The 16,936-nt window shown below is 33.2% G+C and carries 16 protein-coding genes and 1 pseudogene; 12 read left to right on the top strand and 5 right to left on the bottom strand.

Going from position 1 to position 16,936, the window contains the following annotated elements; genetic code table 11:
- Positions 1 to 2: 2 nt before the first annotated feature.
- From ACCQ42_RS05185 to ACCQ42_RS05155, 7 genes and pseudogenes are all read left to right on the top strand, one after another.
- Positions 3 to 239 (top strand): annotated as a pseudogene (locus ACCQ42_RS05185) (DUF503 domain-containing protein); the annotation flags it as partial.
- A 38-nt stretch (positions 240 to 277) separates the two neighbouring features.
- Positions 278 to 1,450 (top strand): M20 metallopeptidase family protein, encoded by a 1,173-nt coding sequence (locus tag ACCQ42_RS05180; RefSeq protein ID WP_410035553.1) that lies wholly within the window; start codon positions 278 to 280, stop codon positions 1,448 to 1,450.
- Positions 1,447 to 1,797 (top strand): Spx/MgsR family RNA polymerase-binding regulatory protein, encoded by a 351-nt coding sequence (locus tag ACCQ42_RS05175; protein ID WP_106460363.1) that lies wholly within the window; start codon positions 1,447 to 1,449, stop codon positions 1,795 to 1,797. Before ACCQ42_RS05180 ends, ACCQ42_RS05175 begins: the two co-directional genes overlap by 4 nt.
- Before the next feature lie 56 nt (positions 1,798 to 1,853).
- Entirely contained in the window at positions 1,854 to 3,197 is a 1,344-nt protein-coding gene (brnQ, locus tag ACCQ42_RS05170) for a branched-chain amino acid transport system II carrier protein (RefSeq protein ID WP_410035552.1), read from the top strand.
- 50 nt (positions 3,198 to 3,247) lie between these two features.
- Positions 3,248 to 4,129, top strand: a complete 882-nt coding sequence (locus tag ACCQ42_RS05165) for a DegV family protein (protein ID WP_265236334.1) — start codon at positions 3,248 to 3,250, stop codon at positions 4,127 to 4,129.
- A gap of 46 nt (positions 4,130 to 4,175) precedes the next feature.
- Positions 4,176 to 4,802 carry a tRNA (guanosine(46)-N7)-methyltransferase TrmB gene (gene trmB, locus ACCQ42_RS05160; RefSeq protein WP_410035551.1) on the top strand — a complete coding sequence of 209 codons (627 nt, stop codon included), beginning with the start codon at positions 4,176 to 4,178 and terminating at the stop codon, positions 4,800 to 4,802.
- A 57-nt stretch (positions 4,803 to 4,859) separates the two neighbouring features.
- Positions 4,860 to 5,480, top strand: coding sequence for a DUF4230 domain-containing protein (locus ACCQ42_RS05155; protein ID WP_410035550.1), 621 nt, complete (start codon positions 4,860 to 4,862; stop codon positions 5,478 to 5,480).
- Between the two features lie 72 nt (positions 5,481 to 5,552).
- On the opposite strand, the gene ACCQ42_RS05150 is transcribed toward ACCQ42_RS05155, so the two are convergent.
- Positions 5,553 to 5,684, bottom strand: coding sequence for a glycerol-3-phosphate transporter (locus tag ACCQ42_RS05150; protein WP_410035549.1), 132 nt, complete (start codon positions 5,682 to 5,684; stop codon positions 5,553 to 5,555).
- An 85-nt stretch (positions 5,685 to 5,769) separates the two neighbouring features.
- The gene (locus tag ACCQ42_RS05145) at positions 5,770 to 6,477 is read right to left on the bottom strand and encodes a heparan-alpha-glucosaminide N-acetyltransferase domain-containing protein (protein ID WP_410035548.1); all 708 of its coding nucleotides are present in this window, start codon (positions 6,475 to 6,477) and stop codon (positions 5,770 to 5,772) included.
- 63 nt (positions 6,478 to 6,540) lie between these two features.
- Between ACCQ42_RS05145 and ACCQ42_RS05140 the strand changes: the two genes are divergently transcribed.
- On the top strand, positions 6,541 to 7,815 hold the full coding sequence (locus tag ACCQ42_RS05140) for a bifunctional folylpolyglutamate synthase/dihydrofolate synthase (protein ID WP_410035547.1): 1,275 nt from the start codon (positions 6,541 to 6,543) through the stop codon (positions 7,813 to 7,815).
- Positions 7,816 to 7,862: 47 nt separating this feature from the next.
- On the opposite strand, the gene ACCQ42_RS05135 is transcribed toward ACCQ42_RS05140, so the two are convergent.
- Complete coding sequence (locus ACCQ42_RS05135; protein ID WP_410035546.1) at positions 7,863 to 9,668, bottom strand: ATP-dependent helicase; 1,806 nt, start codon at positions 9,666 to 9,668, stop codon at positions 7,863 to 7,865.
- Positions 9,669 to 9,741: 73 nt separating this feature from the next.
- Between ACCQ42_RS05135 and ACCQ42_RS05130 the strand changes: the two genes are divergently transcribed.
- Both ACCQ42_RS05130 and map read left to right on the top strand, forming a co-directional pair.
- Positions 9,742 to 10,539: a nitroreductase family protein gene (locus tag ACCQ42_RS05130; protein ID WP_410035545.1), complete on the top strand. Its 798-nt coding sequence runs from the start codon at positions 9,742 to 9,744 to the stop codon at positions 10,537 to 10,539.
- A 42-nt stretch (positions 10,540 to 10,581) separates the two neighbouring features.
- A complete protein-coding gene (gene map / locus ACCQ42_RS05125) occupies positions 10,582 to 11,388 on the top strand; it encodes a type I methionyl aminopeptidase (RefSeq protein ID WP_106460353.1) in 807 nt (268 codons plus the stop codon).
- Between the two features lie 30 nt (positions 11,389 to 11,418).
- Here map and ACCQ42_RS05120 read toward each other — a convergent pair whose 3' ends face one another.
- Entirely contained in the window at positions 11,419 to 12,027 is a 609-nt protein-coding gene (locus ACCQ42_RS05120) for a thymidine kinase (RefSeq protein WP_410035544.1), read from the bottom strand.
- 11 nt (positions 12,028 to 12,038) lie between these two features.
- Positions 12,039 to 13,136: a redox-regulated ATPase YchF gene (ychF, locus tag ACCQ42_RS05115; protein WP_106460350.1), complete on the bottom strand. Its 1,098-nt coding sequence runs from the start codon at positions 13,134 to 13,136 to the stop codon at positions 12,039 to 12,041.
- A gap of 180 nt (positions 13,137 to 13,316) precedes the next feature.
- Between ychF and ACCQ42_RS05110 the strand changes: the two genes are divergently transcribed.
- Together ACCQ42_RS05110 and uvrC are read left to right on the top strand one after the other, a co-directional pair.
- Complete coding sequence (locus ACCQ42_RS05110; protein WP_410035543.1) at positions 13,317 to 15,086, top strand: aminopeptidase P family protein; 1,770 nt, start codon at positions 13,317 to 13,319, stop codon at positions 15,084 to 15,086.
- A complete protein-coding gene (uvrC, locus tag ACCQ42_RS05105; RefSeq protein ID WP_410035542.1) occupies positions 15,083 to 16,933 on the top strand; it encodes an excinuclease ABC subunit UvrC in 1,851 nt (616 codons plus the stop codon). The genes ACCQ42_RS05110 and uvrC overlap by 4 nt, the downstream gene beginning before the upstream one ends.
- The last annotated feature ends 3 nt before the right edge of the window (positions 16,934 to 16,936 follow it).

The raw sequence follows: 16,936 nt of genomic DNA, 5'->3' as shown, positions 1-16,936 counted from the left end.
TTTCTCTTAAGGATAAGAGAAGGACTGTGAGGTCAATTTTAGATTATGCTAGAAAAAATTTAAATATTTCTGCAGCAGAAATTTCTGACCTAGATATCCTTAACAAGGCCCATTTGGCCTTTGTAACTATAAGCAATTCAAATAGGGTCGCTAGAAAAATTATTGATGATTTGATAAATAGGATCGAATCTACCTATCCTGTAGAAATTTTAGAGAAAAATATAGAAAGATTAGCCTAAATTTTGGGTATATTTTAAGTGAAAGAAAGGAAGTTATTATGAATTTTTATAAAAAATCACAAGACATAAAAGACTATTTAATAGAAATTAGGAGAAAGCTTCACGAAAATCCTGAAATTGGCTTTGAGATGACTAATACTGTCAAACTTGTCACAGATGAACTTGATAAGATGGGAATTGATTATACAAAACCAATAGAATCAGGAGTCCTTGCAACGATTGGTAAGGGGGATAGGTGCATACTATTAAGGGCTGATATGGATGCCCTTCCTATTAAAGAAGAAGCTGATGTAGTTTGCAAGAGCACAAATGAAAATGGTCACTTGTGTGGCCACGATTTCCATACAGCTATGCTCTTAGGAACAGCAAAGCTACTTAAGGAAAATGAAGACAAGATAAATGGAGTAGTTAAACTAATGTTCCAACCAGCAGAAGAGCTTCTTGCTGGCAGTCAGAAGATGATAGATGCAGGAATACTTGAAAATCCAAAGGTAGAGAAGGCTATGATGGTTCATATGGATACAACTCTTGCACCTGGACTTTATATCAAAAAAGGTGAGATGGCTACATCCAATAACAACTTTAGGATAGAGGTAGAAGGCTACGGAGCCCATGGAGCTATGCCTGAAAAAGGGGTAGACGCAGCCTTTATTGCAGCACAAATTGTAAATGCTCTTCAAGTTTTGGTATCTAGAGAAATATCCTTTAGGGAGGGCGCTGTTCTTACTACAGGCCACATTAGTGCGGGCAATGCTCCAAATATTATCCCAGATAAGGCTATTATTGAAGGCACTACAAGAACCTATTCACAAAAAAGTAAGGAACATATCAAGACTAGGATTCCTGAAATTGCTGATCATATTGCAAAAGCCTTTAGGGGTAAGGCAAGTTTTGAAATACTATCAGATGTACCTGCTATAATAAATGATGATCAAATGGTAGATGATATAGTAGAAGTCTTAAAGGAAATAAAAAAGGAAAATCCAGATTTTAATTATTCTGACAAAGCTGAAGCAGTTACAGCTTCAGATGATTTTGCAAATGTAGCAAAAAATGTGCCAGCTGTTATGATGATGGTAGGTTGTAAGGTAGATGATCAAACAGTTTATCCACTTCACAATGCCAAGGCCAAATTTAATGAAGATGCCATAATCTATGGGCCAACCCTTATGGCAAGTGTTGTTATGAAATATTTGGGAGGAAATAAATGAAAATAATTTGTTATAATAGGTGTTCTACATGCAAGGGCATACTAAAGATGCTTGATGAGAAAAATGTAGAATATGATTTAAGAGATATTAAAGAAGATAATCCGACTAGGGATGAACTTAAAAAGTGGCATGAGGCTACAGACTATGATATCAAGAGATTTTTCAATACTTCAGGCCAAATCTATAGGCAGATGAATCTAAAGGATAAGCTTAAAGAGATGAGTCTTGATGAGAAATATGATCTTTTGGCAACTGATGGCATGCTTGTCAAAAGACCAATTCTTTTTAAGGATGATGGAGAAATTTTAGTTGGTCCTGATGTTAAAAAATATGTAGAAAGCCTATAAGTTGATTGATTATTTTGTGAATTGATGTATCATATTAACAAAATAAAGGAATTAATATGAGAAATAAATTAAAATTATCAGAAAATTTATTGATTGGTTCCTTACTTTTTGGCTTATTTTTTGGGGCGGGAAACTTGATTTTCCCCCTAGAAATAGGTCAGAGGTCGGGAGCTAATTTATTTCCAGTAACAATTGGATTTTTGGCATCAGCTGTAAGCTTGCCAATATTAGCAGTAGTAGCAACAGCTGCAAGTGATAGTGAGAGCTTGTTTGACCTATCAAAGGGAGCGGGCAAGAAGTTTGCTTATTTTTTTACCACTCTTTTATACCTAGCCATAGGTCCTGGCTTTGCTATACCAAGAACAGCAACCACCTCCTATGAGGTAATATTTGAAGGCTTTAAGAATTTTTATAATCCTGTCGGTCTTTTTATATTTTCTGTGGTATTTTTCTTGGCAGTCTTGTTCTTTTCAATTAAAAAGGCAAGCCTAATCGATACCATAGGTAAGTATATGACTCCAATATTTTTAATCTTATTGTCCCTTTTATTGGTCCTTTCAATATTTAAACCAATGGGTCCTATTGGGGCTAAAGGAGCTGCTCCAAAGTACTTAGTATCACCTTTTGCTGTAGGTTTTGTAGATGGTTATAATACCTTAGATGCACCAGCAGGCCTTGCTTTTGCGATTATAATAATTTCAAATATAAAAAACTTGGGAGTAAGTGACAAGAAATCTATGGCCTTTGAAACCTTTAAATCTGGCATAGTTTGTCTAATAGCTATGTCTATAATATACTCAGGCCTTGCCTTTATGGGGGCAGGAAGTGCAAATATTATGGATGATTTTGAAAATGGAGCTGTAATTTTAGCAAAAATTTCCAGTCATTATCTTGGAGGGCTTGGTCACTTGATTTTGTCAGTTATAGTATTTATAGCTTGCCTAAAGACAGCTATTGGTCTTGTATCAGCCTGTTCTGAGATGTTCGAAGATATGTTTAAGATAAATATTTCTTATAAACAGTATTGTTATATCTTTACTGGCTTATCATTTTTGGTAGCAAATCTTGGCTTAAAACAGATAATATCCTTATCTGTACCAGTCTTGATGTTTATCTATCCTATATCAATTGTCCTAATTCTCCTATCAATCTTATCAATTTATATGGGTAAGAGAAAGAGAGTTTACCAAATTACTTTAGGCGTAACAAGCTTATTTGCCCTACTTGACTTTATAAAAGCTTTGCCTGATCCTATAAAAAACATAGGATTATTAGATTCTATTTTGACTTTTGGAGAAAATACTCTTCCAGGATTTAAAATAGGTTTTGCTTGGATAATACCAGCTCTGCTTGCTTTTGTAATTTCATATTTAATTGATAGAAAATATATAAGAAATTGAATTTAAATTATTTGAAAGTATGATATTATTTATATTATGAGAGGAATTATATGAGTGATTTTATACTGAGTGCGACATCTACTGTTGACATAAATAAAGAAATTTTAGATAGGGAAGATATCAGATGGATCGCCTTTAATTATGAAATAGATGGTAAAAATTATAAGGAAGACTTTGGCGAAAGTATTTCCTTTAATGACTTCTATGAAGCAATGAAGGATGGTGCAATGACAAAGACCAGTCAGATAACCTACTCATCTTACATAGAATATTTTGAAAATCTTTTAAAAGAAGATAAGGACATACTTCATTTGACCCTGTCTTCTGGTATTACCGGCGAATATAACCAGGCCCTAATGGCTGTTGATATGCTAAAGGAGAAGTATCCTGAAAGGAAAATCTATGTAGTAGATTCTCTCACTGCCACAGCTTGTCAAGGACTTCTGGTCTTATATTTAAATGACCTTAGAAAATCAGGTTTGTCCATTGAAGAAGTCTATGAGCTTGCCAAAGAAAAAAGAGAATATGTGCACGGCTGGTTTTTTACAAGTGATTTAACCTACCTTGTTAGGGGTGGTAGACTTTCAAAGGCAGCGGGTTCTTTTGGAAATTTATTAAATATTTGTCCACTTATAGAAGTAAACCTTGAAGGAAAGCTACTAGTAAGGGATAAGATAAGAACTAAGAAAAAGGCCACTAAGGCACTTATAGGGCAAATCAAAAACCATATCGCGAAGGACTCATCCTTACCTAAGGAAATCTTCATAGTTCATACCCATTTACATGAGGATGCGGAAGAGTTAAGAGAGACCTTAAGTGAAAAATTTGAAGGCTATGATATAAAGATATACGAAATTGGAACAACAATAGGATCTCACCTAGGACCTGGCACCTTGGGTGCAAGTTTTTGGGGAGATAGGAAAGAAATATAAATTCTAGCGGGCAAGTCTTTGCTAGAATTTTTTATTGAGGAGATATATGAGATTAAGACATAAAGCAAATGCTATACCAAGAATGCAGGAAAGTAAATACATAATATTTGACCCAGAAAACCATAAGGGTAAGTGGAAAGAACTTTTTAGAGATGACAAGCCAATAGCTCTCGAGATAGGAGCAGGCAGAGGTGATTTTATTGTTGGCAAGGCAAGTGCTAACTCTGACTATAATTATCTAGCTCTTGAGATGAATACAAATGCCTTTGTAGTTGCCTGTAGAAAGATAGAAAATGAAGAGCTTACCAATGTTTATGGAATAGTGGGCAAAGCGGAAAATTTACTAGATATGTTTGAAGAAGGTGAACTAGCAAAGATTTATCTAAACTTTTCAACACCTTGGCCAAAAACACGTCACCATAAGAGGAGACTCTCTCATTCCAATTTTTTAAAACTATATAAGAAAATATGCAAGGAAAAGGGAGAAATTGAACTTAAAACTGATAATGAAGCCTTTTTTGATGATTCCATATCCTATATGGAGGAATATGGAATGGAAGTGATTGAAACAGATAGGGATTTAGATGAAAATAAATCCATAGTCAGCGAATACGAGAGGAAGTTTAGAAATAAAAACATGCCTATTTATTATCTTAAGGCTAGCTTTAAATAATTTGATTTTTTTAAACTTAAGGTATAATTTTTTAAAAGGATAATTTAAGGAGATTAGATGACAAGTTCAAAAAATAAATTAAGAAAATTTAAAAACAATAGACTAGTTTACGGATTTTTAGGTGTCCTAATCCTTGTCTTTGCAGCCTATTTTTTTGGCATGAAGGCAAATATCAAGAATGAAACAAAGGTTTCATCAGATCTTATAAAGAACCAAATTCTTTCAGTAAAAGAGCTTACTACACTTAAATATAAGTATACAAATGTAGGAGCTTTTGAAAATCAAACAGAGTTCTACGGTATGAAAATACCTTTAACTGAAAAGAAATTTATCATCTCTTACGATGGGGAGGTAAATGCTGGTGTAAATCTGGATGAGATTGATGTTAAAGTAGATGAAAAGAATGAAAATATAACTGTAAAAATGCCTAAGGCTGAGATTTTAAACAACTTCATAGACGAAGATTCGTTAACAATTTTTGATGAAAGAGAATCTATTTTTAACCAATTAAAACTAAATGATTTTTCAGATTTTAGAAAAGATGAAATGAAAAAGACAGAAAAAGAATTAATTGAAAAGGGATTCTTAGAAGAAGCTGACAAAAAAACAAAGACAGCTATAGAAGAAATTTTAAAAATAAATCCACTTCTAGAAGATTATGAAATTAAATTTAACTAAATAAAGACGCTTAGGATAGGCAACTATTCTAAACGTCTTTTTTAGTTGTGTATTAGTTAATAAGATATTTAATTAAAATCCCATGTTTGCAACAAACTTTCCAATTACATAGCCAAATCTATAGAAAAGTAAGATAAGTAGCAATGCGATAAGAATTTTGTAAGAAGTTGGATAAGATTTTTTATAATTTTTTATGTAGTCCATAATTTTCCTCCATTAAAAGTAAGTATACGTTTTATGATAAAAAGTTCAATTTATGTTGTATTTTAATATCATAGCACCCTAAAGACTATAAGGTCAAATTATATATAAGGGTAAGCAAAGGATAAAGGATTATTTGATGGATAATATAAATTGGCATAGAGTATTTACCAATTTTTGCTAAAATATTTTCTCTTCCTACATAGGAAAAAAAGTTCTTATCTATTAGATAAGATCCCAATGAAAGACCTGCTAAATAGGCGAAAACCCAGGGAAGAAGAGGGAAGTAGTCATTTGAATAAAATTCTAAAGATGGAAAGCCTAGGAAAAATAAATTCCTATCATAAAGAGCCTTGAAAAAGCCAATCTTATAAAGACTTGCACTTGGTATCTTGTAGGAAAAGGTAAAGAGCAAGATAAAAATTGGCCACAATTTTTGACTAAGCTTATCTTTTAAAAGTCCACCTATAATCATACAAAGACCAAGTCCGTTTAAAACTCCCCAGATTATTAGCTGTTCTTTTGCAAAAACATAAGTAATAAGGCTTATAGCAAAACCTAAAATACTGGTTTTGATGCCTCTTGTTAGGTTTTTTTTCTTAGATAGAAAATTTGAAGTGATGCCTGAAATTAAGAAAAATGAGACAGCAATTGATAATTGCCAGATTTTATTAAAAACTGTCCCATCATAGAATCCTAGTCTCCAGTAATAATTTATATTATAAAATAAATGGAATAAAACCATTGAAATGATGGTAAAGCCCCTAAGGCTGTCGATAATGTGTATTCTTTTCATAAAAACTCCTGTCTTAATTATAACATAAGGTAGAATAAACTTATAAGAATTTTTGGAGGAAAAATGAAAACTTTTGATGATTATTTAGATTATTTGTATGGAAGGGGCGGGTCTAATGGCAAGCCAGGCCTTGATAAGATTAGGATGCTTTTGGATCTACTAGACAATCCACAAGATAAGATACAAACTATTCATATAGCAGGTACTAATGGCAAGGGATCAACAGCAAAAATGCTTGCAAGTGTTTTGGCAAAAAAATATAAGTGCGGTATATTTACCTCTCCTTATATGGAAGAAATCACTGAAGAAATCTCTATAAATGGAGTAGATATAACAAAAAAAGACTTCATGGCATATATAGACAGGATAAAAGTCTACGTTGATAGATTAGATGAAGAAGGCCACCATGTGACCTATTTTGAATTTATCACGGCTATCATGTTTTTATATTTTTATGAAGAGGGAGTAGATGTAGCAGTTATCGAGGTTGGCCTTGGCGGTATATTTGACTCTACAAATGTCATTAAAAAGCCTCTTGCTTGTCTAATCACATCTATATCTATGGACCATACAAATATCTTAGGTGATACTTTGGGAGAAATCGCTTCAAACAAGGCAGGAATAATAAAGGAAGGTGTACCGGTTTTTGTTTATCCACAAAAAGATGAAGCCATGGATGTTATAAGGGATGTGGCAGGGATTAAGAATGCTAAGCTTTATATCCTAGATAAAAATGACATAGAAATTTTAAAATATGATATAGCTGGAAATGAATTTGATTTTAGAGATCACCATATTAAGACAAGCCTTAGGGGTAGACATCAGATTTTAAATGCCTGCCTAGCTTTACTTGCCATAGATGGTCTTAAGGATAAATTTAGTCTTAGTGAGCAAGATTTAGAAGACGGAATTTTTGAAGCTTATAATCCTGGTAGACTTGAACTAATAAGTGAAAAGCCAAGAATCCTTGTTGATGGAAGTCATAACAAGGAATCTATAGATGCTCTAGTAGAAAGTCTATCTAAATTTTCCTATGATAAATTAATCATAGGTTTTTCAGTTTTGGGAGATAAGGATCACAAATATATCATAGAAAAAATAGGAAGATTAGCTGACAAGCTTGTAATTACCTTTATAGATGACAATCCAAGAGCTCTCGATACTGAGTCCATAAGAAAGGAAGCAGAAGAATTTGTAAAGGATATTGAAATACTTGAAAAAATCGAAGATGCCTATGCTTATACTAAATCTTCTGCAGGAGAAGATGACCTTATAGTTTGGTGTGGGTCCTTATATCTTGTAGGTAAGATTCTTACTATAAACAAGGCAGATAAGTGAAATAACTAAAGATTATATGAATATAAAACTGCTAGTGGCAAATTTTGTCATCTAGCAGTTTTATTTATTTGATAAACATGGGTAAAAAACTCCGAAGGCAGAGCCTTTTTACCATTTCTTCTTTTAATTGTAAGTATAAATAGGGCTTGTCTGGCTCTGGTCATAGCAACATAAAATATTCTTCTTTCTTCTTCGATAGCCGCATCTGGATTTTCATCATAATTTATCATAGGAAATTCGTTTTTAATCATATCAATTATAAAAACCCTATCATATTCAAGACCTTTGGACTTATGGATTGTCGTTAATATTAATGGATTTCCCAGAGATAATTTTATTTTGTCTTTTACTAGGCCAATCTTATCATAAAAGTCATTTATATTTTTTAGGCCTTTAGAAAAGTTGATTAAAGACTCTATGTATAGATCTTTATTTACATTTTCTTCAGCAAATTTATTTGACCTTAGCGACGCATAAGATTTGTAAGATAGATAGTTATAAATATATGAGATTTTCCTATCTAGGGATAATTTCCTTATGTGCTTCAATTTTTTTTCAATCTGATAGAGATTTTCTCTTCTATCATAGTCAAGAATATCATAAAAATAAGAAAATACATCAAGCCTAGATGGTTTACTCGCAAGAGCTTCTATCTCGGATTTTTTTAGATAGGTTGATATCTTGTAGTAGATATTTGTAAAAGCTTCAACATCATTAAAATCTTCTGAAAATCTAATCACATCAAAGATATCTTCAATAATTTGAGATTCAAAAAATTTAAGGAAATCTTCGCTAATAGTAAAGTCTATGTCATCTTCTAACAAAAATGAAATAAGGTTAATAGCCGAAATATTATTTCTAAAAATAATGGCATTTGTATTTGTTGGGTCTAAGTTTTTTATAATAAAGTCATACTCATCCTTAGAATCTTTAAGGTATTTAGTTATGATTTTTTCTCCAAAAGTTTTATTACTAATAATATCTTTCTGGTACCTATTTTTATTTAATTTAATAAATTCATTGGCAAGCTTAGAAATATTAGCGCTTGACCTGTGATTTTCATTCATAATTATTATTTCAGAATCAGGATAATTTTTTTTAAAATTTAAAAGATATTCAGGCTCAGCTGCCCTGAAGGAATAGATAGATTGGTCATCATCGGCTACAACCATCAAGTTATTATTTTTAGACACTATCATCTTAAGGATTTTAAATTGCAAAATTGAGCTATCTTGGCCTTCATCAAGCTGAAAATATTGGTATTTTCTTTGTATTGACTTTAAGAGTCTAGGATTTTCTTCAAGGAGCCTTAATGCTATTAATTGCATATCATCAAAATCTATAAAATGATTTTCTTTCTTAAACCTTTCGTACTCATTAAATATTTCTTTGATATTTTTTATCCTTACCTTATCTAGGTAGGACAAATCAAGCAGAGCGTTTTTCATGTAAGATGTTTCTGTAAAAAATGTTTCTACATCTTCCCTTGAAAGTTTTTTATTGTTAATGCTCTTATATATGTCTCTTACCAGGTGATATTTGTTATAGGAATCACTTGCTTCGATGAGTCTTAATTCTCTATTATATTTTTTTAGGTAATTTCTTATAATTAGGTAGCAAAAGGCGTGGATTGTCATGAAATTACTATCGCTTGTCCCAAATCGATTTTTCATATCTTGTGATTGGGTTTTTGAAAAAGTTAGGGTTAAAATTTTTTGTGAATCAACATTTTTTGATAAAATTTTAATCCTTTCTAAAAGCATAGTAGTCTTGCCTGCGCCAGGCACTGCAAGGACTAGACAAGGTCCATCCTTAAATTCTGCTGCCTTTTTTTGTATGCTAGTTAAGTTCATATTATTATTTTACCATATTTAATTTTTTTAAAATGTGATACAATAGAAGTAGAATAATAATATGGGGGAAAATATGCTTACAACACAATTTTTAAAATCAAGAACTTCAACAAGAGATTTCAAAGATATCAAACTTGATGAAGGAACACTAGAAAAAGTTTACAAAATGGTAGATGAGGAAATAGTAAAGTTAGGTAAGGATGACCTAGCCTTTATAGTACAAAGTGATGGAGAAAGCGTTTATAAGGCGCTTGATGGTCTAGCTGGCTATAGGGGAGTAATGATTAAGGCGCCAGCCTATCTTGCGCTAAATACTCTAAATGACAATCCAGCTTCACTTGTAAAAGGAGCTTATGGAGTAGAAGAATTAATCACAAAGCTAAATGCTTTAGGGCTTGGCACTTGCTGGATTACAGTAAGTGATGTAGACCCTGAAGTGAAAAAATCTATCTTTAACTATGATGGTGGCCACTTAAATCTATTACTAGCAGTTGGATATCCAGTAGATGAAAGTGTTAGAGAACACCAATTTGATGATAGACTTGGAATCGGTGAATTTGTTTACATGGATAGGTTAGGAAATTCAGCAACAAACGAAGACTTAGAGCAAAGAGGCCTAGAAGATATATTTGCTTATGCTAGATTTGCACCATCAGCCTACAATGCTCAACCTTGGAGATTTGTAGTTGTAGATGATTTAATAAATCTATACATCAAAGACTACAAGGGAGATGTTAACCTACTAGATGCAGGTATAATAATGTATTATATAGACAAACTAGGAGAATCTATCTCAATGGGTTCAAATTGGGAAATAGAACCTAAGATAAATAATGACGAATACGTCTATATAGCTAGCAAAAGACTATAAGATAAGGGCGCTTTGGCGTCCTTTTTTAAGGAGAGTGATATATTGATTAGAATATACAATGAAAAACAATTTGAAAAAATGAGGGCTGCTGCAGAAATTTTGTGTAAAACCCACCTAGCTCTCAGAAAAGTTATAAAAGAGGGCAGAACAACCCTAGAATTAGATAAATTTGCAAATAAATTTATAATAGACCACTGCAAGGCTATCCCTGCTCAGCTTGGTTATAGCGGATTTCCTTTTACCCTTTGTACATCTGTAAATGATGAAATCTGCCATGGCTATCCTACAGATAGGCCTTTAAAAGAGGGAGATATCTTATCAATAGATAATGTTGTAAACCTTGATGGAGGGCTTGCTGACTCTTGCTGGACTTATACGATCGGTAAGATGAGTGAGGAAGATCAAAAGCTAGTAGATGTGAATCTCGAATCCCTAAATAGGGCTATTAAAGTAGCTGTACCTGGAAACAGGATAGGTGATATTGGAGCTGCCATCCAAGCATATGTAGAGGGTGAAAATGGATTTTCTGTAATAAGAGATTTTATAGGCCATGGAATTGGCAAGGAAATGCACGAAGACCCACAAGTTCCTCACTACGGAATAGCTGGACGTGGTCCAAGGATTCAAGCGGGAATGGTATTTACAATTGAACCAATGATCGCTATCGGTGATTGGCATATGAAGCTTGATGATAATGGCTGGACTGCAAGAACAGTTGATGGTTCAAAGGTAAGCCAATTTGAACACCAATTAATAATCCATGAAGATGGCCCAGAAATTATAACTGACCAAAGCAAATACTCTTTAGATGAGAGCGACCTAGAGTTTATTGAAAATTATAAATTTTAAATAAAAAATCTACCTGCGAGGGTAGATTTTTTATTTTTCTAAATTAAGTTTTATTTGATTTTTAGTTTTTTCTCTTTCTTTCATTTTGTCATTATAACATGATCTGCAAAGGGGTTCATACAGGTTTTGGGCTCCTATTTGGATTCTTGAATCATCGCTTGATTTCCTATAAGATGCCCAAGCATCTTCTCCACATGATGCACAAATGGCATGGTGTTTTATAAGTTCATCAGCTAGGGGCATAATCTCTTTTATAATCTCAAATGGTCTAGTCTTATAGTCCATATCAAGGCCTGATACTACAATTGTGATATTCATAGCCATTAGCTTATTAAATATATCCACTACTTCGCTAGGATCATTTGGGAAAAATTGCAATTCGTCAATACCTATAGCATCTATCTCATGGTCTCTGGCATAGTTTATAATTTCATTTAAATCTTCAACTTTTATGGCATCAAAACTTAAGTTATCGTGAGTTACTATTTGCTTGTCTCCATCTCTATCATCTATTGATGGTTTAAAAGCGACAACCTTGTAGTTTGCAATGTTCATCCTATAAAGCTCCCTCCAAAGGGAGGTAGTTTTACCTGAAAACATTGAGCCTGTATGAACTATCAATTTTCCTTGTTTTTTCATATTTCTATACATTATACGTTAAATTTAAAGTTTACTACATCGCCATCTTGCATGATATATTCCTTACCTTCCATGCGGAGCTTGCCCATTTCCTTGGCGTGGTTGACTGAGCCAGCTTCTACTAGGTCTTCGAAAGAAATTATATCTGCCATGATGAAGCCTCTTGAGATATCTGTATGGATTTTACCAGCTGCATCTACAGCTTTTGTACCCTTTGTAATTGTCCAAGCACGGGTCTCCATTTCGCCTGTTGTAAGGAAGGAAATTAGATTTAGGGTTTTGTAGGAATCTTTTATAACTTTATCTGTACCAGATTCTTCAAGACCAATCATCGCAAGGAATTCTTCTCTTTCTTCTTCTGTATCAAGTTCTGAGATTTCTTGCTCAATTTTTGCAGATACTACTGATACTTCAGCATTTTCTGTCTTAGCAAATTCTCTTACCTTTTCAACATATGGATTTCCTTCTCCATCATTTGCTGCATCATCTTCATTGACATTACATACATAAATTATTGGCTTGGTTGATAGGAGTTGGTAGCTTCTTAGAAGTTTTTTCTCCTCATCGTTGAGTTCTAGGATCCTTGCGGACTTTCCTGCTTCAAGGACTTCGACGATTTTTTCTAAAACTTCAACCTCAGCTCTGGCTGACTTATCAGCCCTTGCTACTTTTCTTTTCTTTTCAAGAACCTTATCTACGAGTTCAAGGTCAGCTAATATTAGCTCGAGGTTGATTGTTTCTATATCACGTAAGGGATCTACTGACCCATCAACGTGGGTTACATTTGGGTCATCAAAGCATCTTAAAACTTCTACTATTGCATCAGTTTCCCTGATATTTGATAAAAATTTGTTACCCAAACCTTCACCCTTACTTGCACCTTTTACAAGGCCAGCTATATCGTAGAATTCTACAACAGCTGGTAGGATTCTTTTTGAATTAGAAATTTTTGATAAGGCTTCTAATCTTTCATCAGGTACATTTACAAGTCCCACATTTGGATCTATTGTAGCGAAAGGATAATTTGCTACTAGGGCACCTGCTTTTGTAATGGCATTAAATAATGTTGATTTACCAACATTAGGTAGGCCGACTATTCCAAGTTTCATCTTATTCACACTCTCTTTACTCTTATTTCTATAACGATAATATTATAATGGATTTAAAGAAAAAATCAATTGTATTAAGCCCTTATTATCTGTTATCCCTATTACAATAGAAATAGCAATTATCATAAATAAGGATAAAGTATTATTATAAGCAAATGTATTTAATCATAAGGAGATTTTATGAATATAAATAGTAGAATAGAAAAATTAAGAAAAATGATGCAAGATAGGAAAATTGATGCCTATATCATTCCAACATCAGATCCTCACCAATCAGAGTATTTAGCTGATTATTACAAGACTAGAGAATTTATCTCAGGCTTTACTGGATCTGCTGGAACTGCTGTTATTACCCTTAAAGAAGCAAAATTATGGACAGATTCAAGATATTTCTTGCAAGCAAATAAAGAGCTAGCCAACTCTGAATTTGAGCTAATGAAAATGGGGGTAGAGGGATATCCAAGTCTATTAGAATATTTGGATGATAATATTCCAGAATTTGGCAAAATAGGCTTTGATGGCCAGTGTTATTCTGTAACAGGTTATAAGGAGCTTTCAGAAAATATGGGAGCTAGGGTATTGGTATCAGACCTTGACTATATATCAAAAATCTGGCAAGATAGGCCTACTTTACCAAAGGATAAGGTTTGGATTCATGAAGAAAAATATTCAGGCCAAAGTCTTTCTGAAAAATTAAGAATATTGAGAGAAAAAATACAAAATCAAGGTTATGATTACACCTTTATCGGCAGTCCAGAAGATATTTGCTACTTATTAAATATCAGGGGCAATGATGTAGATTACAACCCAGTAGTTTTATCTTATATGCTAATTTCTGAAGAGAAGGCCTATCTATGTATTGATGAAGATAAGCTAGATAGTGATGTTAAATCTTACTTGGAAGAAAATGGAATCACAATTTATTCATATGGATATATTTACCAACTTCTTAAAAATATTGAAGGAAAAAATAGGATTTACATAGATCCAAATAGAACAAATGTCTCTATTTATGATTCAATAAATGCAAATGTAAAGATTGGACAAGGAACTAACTTTACAACTTACATGAAAGCTATAAAAACAGATAAGGAAATAGAAAATATTAAAAAGGCCTATATCTACGATGGGGTAAGCCTTGTTAAATTCTTTAATTGGCTTGAAATTGGGGCTAAGACAGGCAGTCTTAACGAGCTTGTGGCTAGCAAAAAACTCCATGATCTAAGAGCTGAAAATGAATCCTTTATCGAAGATTCTTTTGAAACAATTGCAGGCTATAAGGAAAATTCTGCGATAGTTCACTATGCTCCATCTGTTACAGGTTCAAAGACGATAGAAAGCCTTGGCATGATCTTAGTTGATTCAGGTGGCCACTATAAAGAGGGTACTACAGATATTACAAGAACAGTAGCATTAGGAAACTTAAAAGAAGATGAGAAAATCGACTACACACTTGTTTTAAAATCATTCTTGACCTTATTTTTAGCCAAGTTTAAAAATAAAACCAAGGGTGATAGGCTCGACGCTTTAGCGAAATATCCTCTATGGAAAGCTGGTAAGGACTTCTTCCACGGAACAGGTCATGGAGTAGGCTATGTCCTTACAGTTCACGAAGGGCCACAAGCTATTTCAGAGAAAAATAGGGTGGAATTTGTAGAAAATATGACCACATCAATTGAGCCAGGTCTTTATATAGAAGATTCTCACGGTATCAGGATTGAAAATGAAGCCTATGTTAAAAAAGCTTTTGAAAATGAATTTGGATCATTTTTAGAATTTGAAAGTCTAACCATTGTTCCAATTGATACCAGACCAGTAAAGATTTCTATGCTAACAAGTGAAGAGATTGATTGGTTAAATGCTTATAATAAAAAGTGTTATGACCTTTTAAGTCCATATCTTGATGGCGATGACCTAGAATATTTGAAGGAGAGATGTAAGGAAATTTGACAAGCAAAAGATTAAGAGAAAAACTCAAGGAATTACCTGACAAACCCGGTGTATATATAATGAGAAATGTAGATGGTGATATAATTTATGTCGGCAAGGCTATTTCTCTAAAAAGAAGGGTTAGGCAATACTTTGATAATAACAAGAACAAGGGCGCTAAGGTTCTTGCTATGGTTAGCCATATCCAGGACTTCGAATATATCATTGTTCAAAATGAAGTCGAAGCCCTAGTTCTTGAATCTAACTTAATAAAGAAAAATAGACCTAAATATAATATTGTCCTAAGAGATGACAAGCAGTATCCATATATCAAGATTACTAGAGAAATATTTCCCAGAATTCAAAAGGTAAGACAGGTTAAAAAGGATGGGGCAGATTATTTCGGTCCCTATCCTGATGCCTATGCTGTAAATGACGCTATAGATTTGTTTAACCTATATTATCCTTTTAGGACTTGCAATCTTAACTTTGACAAGGGTCAAAGACTAGATAGACCATGCCTTAATTATTTTATAAAACGATGCAAGGGGCCATGTATAGACAAGGAAGATGAGACTAGATATCTTCAAGCTATGGATGATGTGAGGCGTTTTTTAGACCATAAGGATAGAACGATACCTGATAAGGTACTTTCCTTAATGAATGAGGAAAGTTCAAAATTAAACTTTGAGATGGCAGCTAAATATAGGGATTGGTATAGGGCTCTTTCTATAATTTCTGAAAAGCAGTTTGTAACAGAGACAACAGGCGAAGATATAGATATAATTGCTATGTCTAAGGGCATTTCAACAATCATCATGCAGGTATTTTTCATGAGAAAGGGCCAGATTGTTGATAGAGAACATTTTGTAATAAAAAATGAATTTGCTGATAGTGAGGCAGAAATTATGTCTTCATTCCTAAAGCAATTTTACTTAGATATCCTTTATATACCTAAGGAAATTTTAGTCGGATGCCTACCTAATGAATTGGAATCAATAAATGAATACTTAAATCAGAAAAAAGGCTCAAAAGTAGCTATTTCTCAGCCAAAACTCGGCAGGAAATTTGAACTAATAAATATGGCAGCTAGAAATGCTCATGATATGAGGGTTAAATATGAGAAACGCCTTGATCAAAAAGAACGTAATAAATCTAGCGGCCTTAGCCAATTAAAAGAAATACTAAATATTAACAAGATTAATAGGATTGAAGCCTATGATATATCTAATACTTCTGGGGTCCAATCAGTTGGTTCTATGGTCGTTTTTGAAAATGGTGTTCAGGCTCCAAAGGAATATAGGAAATTTAAGATAAAAACAGTAGAAGGACCAAACGACTATGCTTCACTTGAAGAAGTCTTAACTAGAAGGCTTAATAATGCTAAAAAGGATATAGCCAAGGGCAATACCCATACCGGATTTGGCAGACTTCCTGATCTTATCTTGATGGATGGTGGCAAGGGTCAGGTATCTATTGCAAATAAAGTCCTTAATGATCTTGATATGAATATAAAAGTAGCTGGTCTTGTGAAAGATGACAAGCATACCACAAGGGCTATTATTTATAATAATGAAGAGATTCCAATCAAAAGACGTGATCCTGTTTATAAGTTAATCTATGAAATCCAAGAAGAAGCTCACAGATTTGCTATAAATTATCATAGATCACTTATGAGAAAAACTATGAAAAAATCTGAGCTTGACAATATAAAGGGTGTAGGTGAGAAAACAAAAGCCAATTTATATGCTCACTTTAAGACTATTGCCAACATGAAAAAGGCGAGTGTAGAAGAACTAATGGAAGTTCCTCTAGTAGGCAAGCAAGCGGCCCTTGAAATCTATAAATATTTAAAGCTGAAAGGATAGTAA

It is taken from the genome of Anaerococcus kampingae, from assembly GCF_046365475.1.
Taxonomy (GTDB): Bacteria; Bacillota; Clostridia; order Tissierellales; family Peptoniphilaceae; genus Anaerococcus; species Anaerococcus kampingae.
Note: the sequence above shows the minus strand (reverse complement) of the source record. Positions and strands in the feature narration are given on the sequence as shown.

What these genes read in the sequence shown, in the direction of transcription:
- ACCQ42_RS05180 (WP_410035553.1), top strand. Translation starts at nt 278, where the DNA reads ATGAATTTTTATAAAAAATCACAAGACATAAAAGACTATTTAATAGAA.
- ACCQ42_RS05145 (WP_410035548.1), bottom strand. Translation starts at nt 6,477, where the DNA reads ATGAAAAGAATACACATTATCGACAGCCTTAGGGGCTTTACCATCATT.
- ACCQ42_RS05175 (WP_106460363.1), top strand. Translation starts at nt 1,447, where the DNA reads ATGAAAATAATTTGTTATAATAGGTGTTCTACATGCAAGGGCATACTA.
- ACCQ42_RS05135 (WP_410035546.1), bottom strand. Translation starts at nt 9,668, where the DNA reads ATGAACTTAACTAGCATACAAAAAAAGGCAGCAGAATTTAAGGATGGA.
- brnQ (WP_410035552.1), top strand. Translation starts at nt 1,854, where the DNA reads ATGAGAAATAAATTAAAATTATCAGAAAATTTATTGATTGGTTCCTTA.
- ACCQ42_RS05130 (WP_410035545.1), top strand. Translation starts at nt 9,742, where the DNA reads ATGCTTACAACACAATTTTTAAAATCAAGAACTTCAACAAGAGATTTC.
- trmB (WP_410035551.1), top strand. Translation starts at nt 4,176, where the DNA reads ATGAGATTAAGACATAAAGCAAATGCTATACCAAGAATGCAGGAAAGT.
- ACCQ42_RS05110 (WP_410035543.1), top strand. Translation starts at nt 13,317, where the DNA reads ATGAATATAAATAGTAGAATAGAAAAATTAAGAAAAATGATGCAAGAT.
- ychF (WP_106460350.1), bottom strand. Translation starts at nt 13,136, where the DNA reads ATGAAACTTGGAATAGTCGGCCTACCTAATGTTGGTAAATCAACATTA.
- ACCQ42_RS05150 (WP_410035549.1), bottom strand. Translation starts at nt 5,684, where the DNA reads ATGGACTACATAAAAAATTATAAAAAATCTTATCCAACTTCTTACAAA.
- ACCQ42_RS05165 (WP_265236334.1), top strand. Translation starts at nt 3,248, where the DNA reads ATGAGTGATTTTATACTGAGTGCGACATCTACTGTTGACATAAATAAA.
- ACCQ42_RS05120 (WP_410035544.1), bottom strand. Translation starts at nt 12,027, where the DNA reads ATGAAAAAACAAGGAAAATTGATAGTTCATACAGGCTCAATGTTTTCA.
- ACCQ42_RS05140 (WP_410035547.1), top strand. Translation starts at nt 6,541, where the DNA reads ATGAAAACTTTTGATGATTATTTAGATTATTTGTATGGAAGGGGCGGG.
- ACCQ42_RS05155 (WP_410035550.1), top strand. Translation starts at nt 4,860, where the DNA reads ATGACAAGTTCAAAAAATAAATTAAGAAAATTTAAAAACAATAGACTA.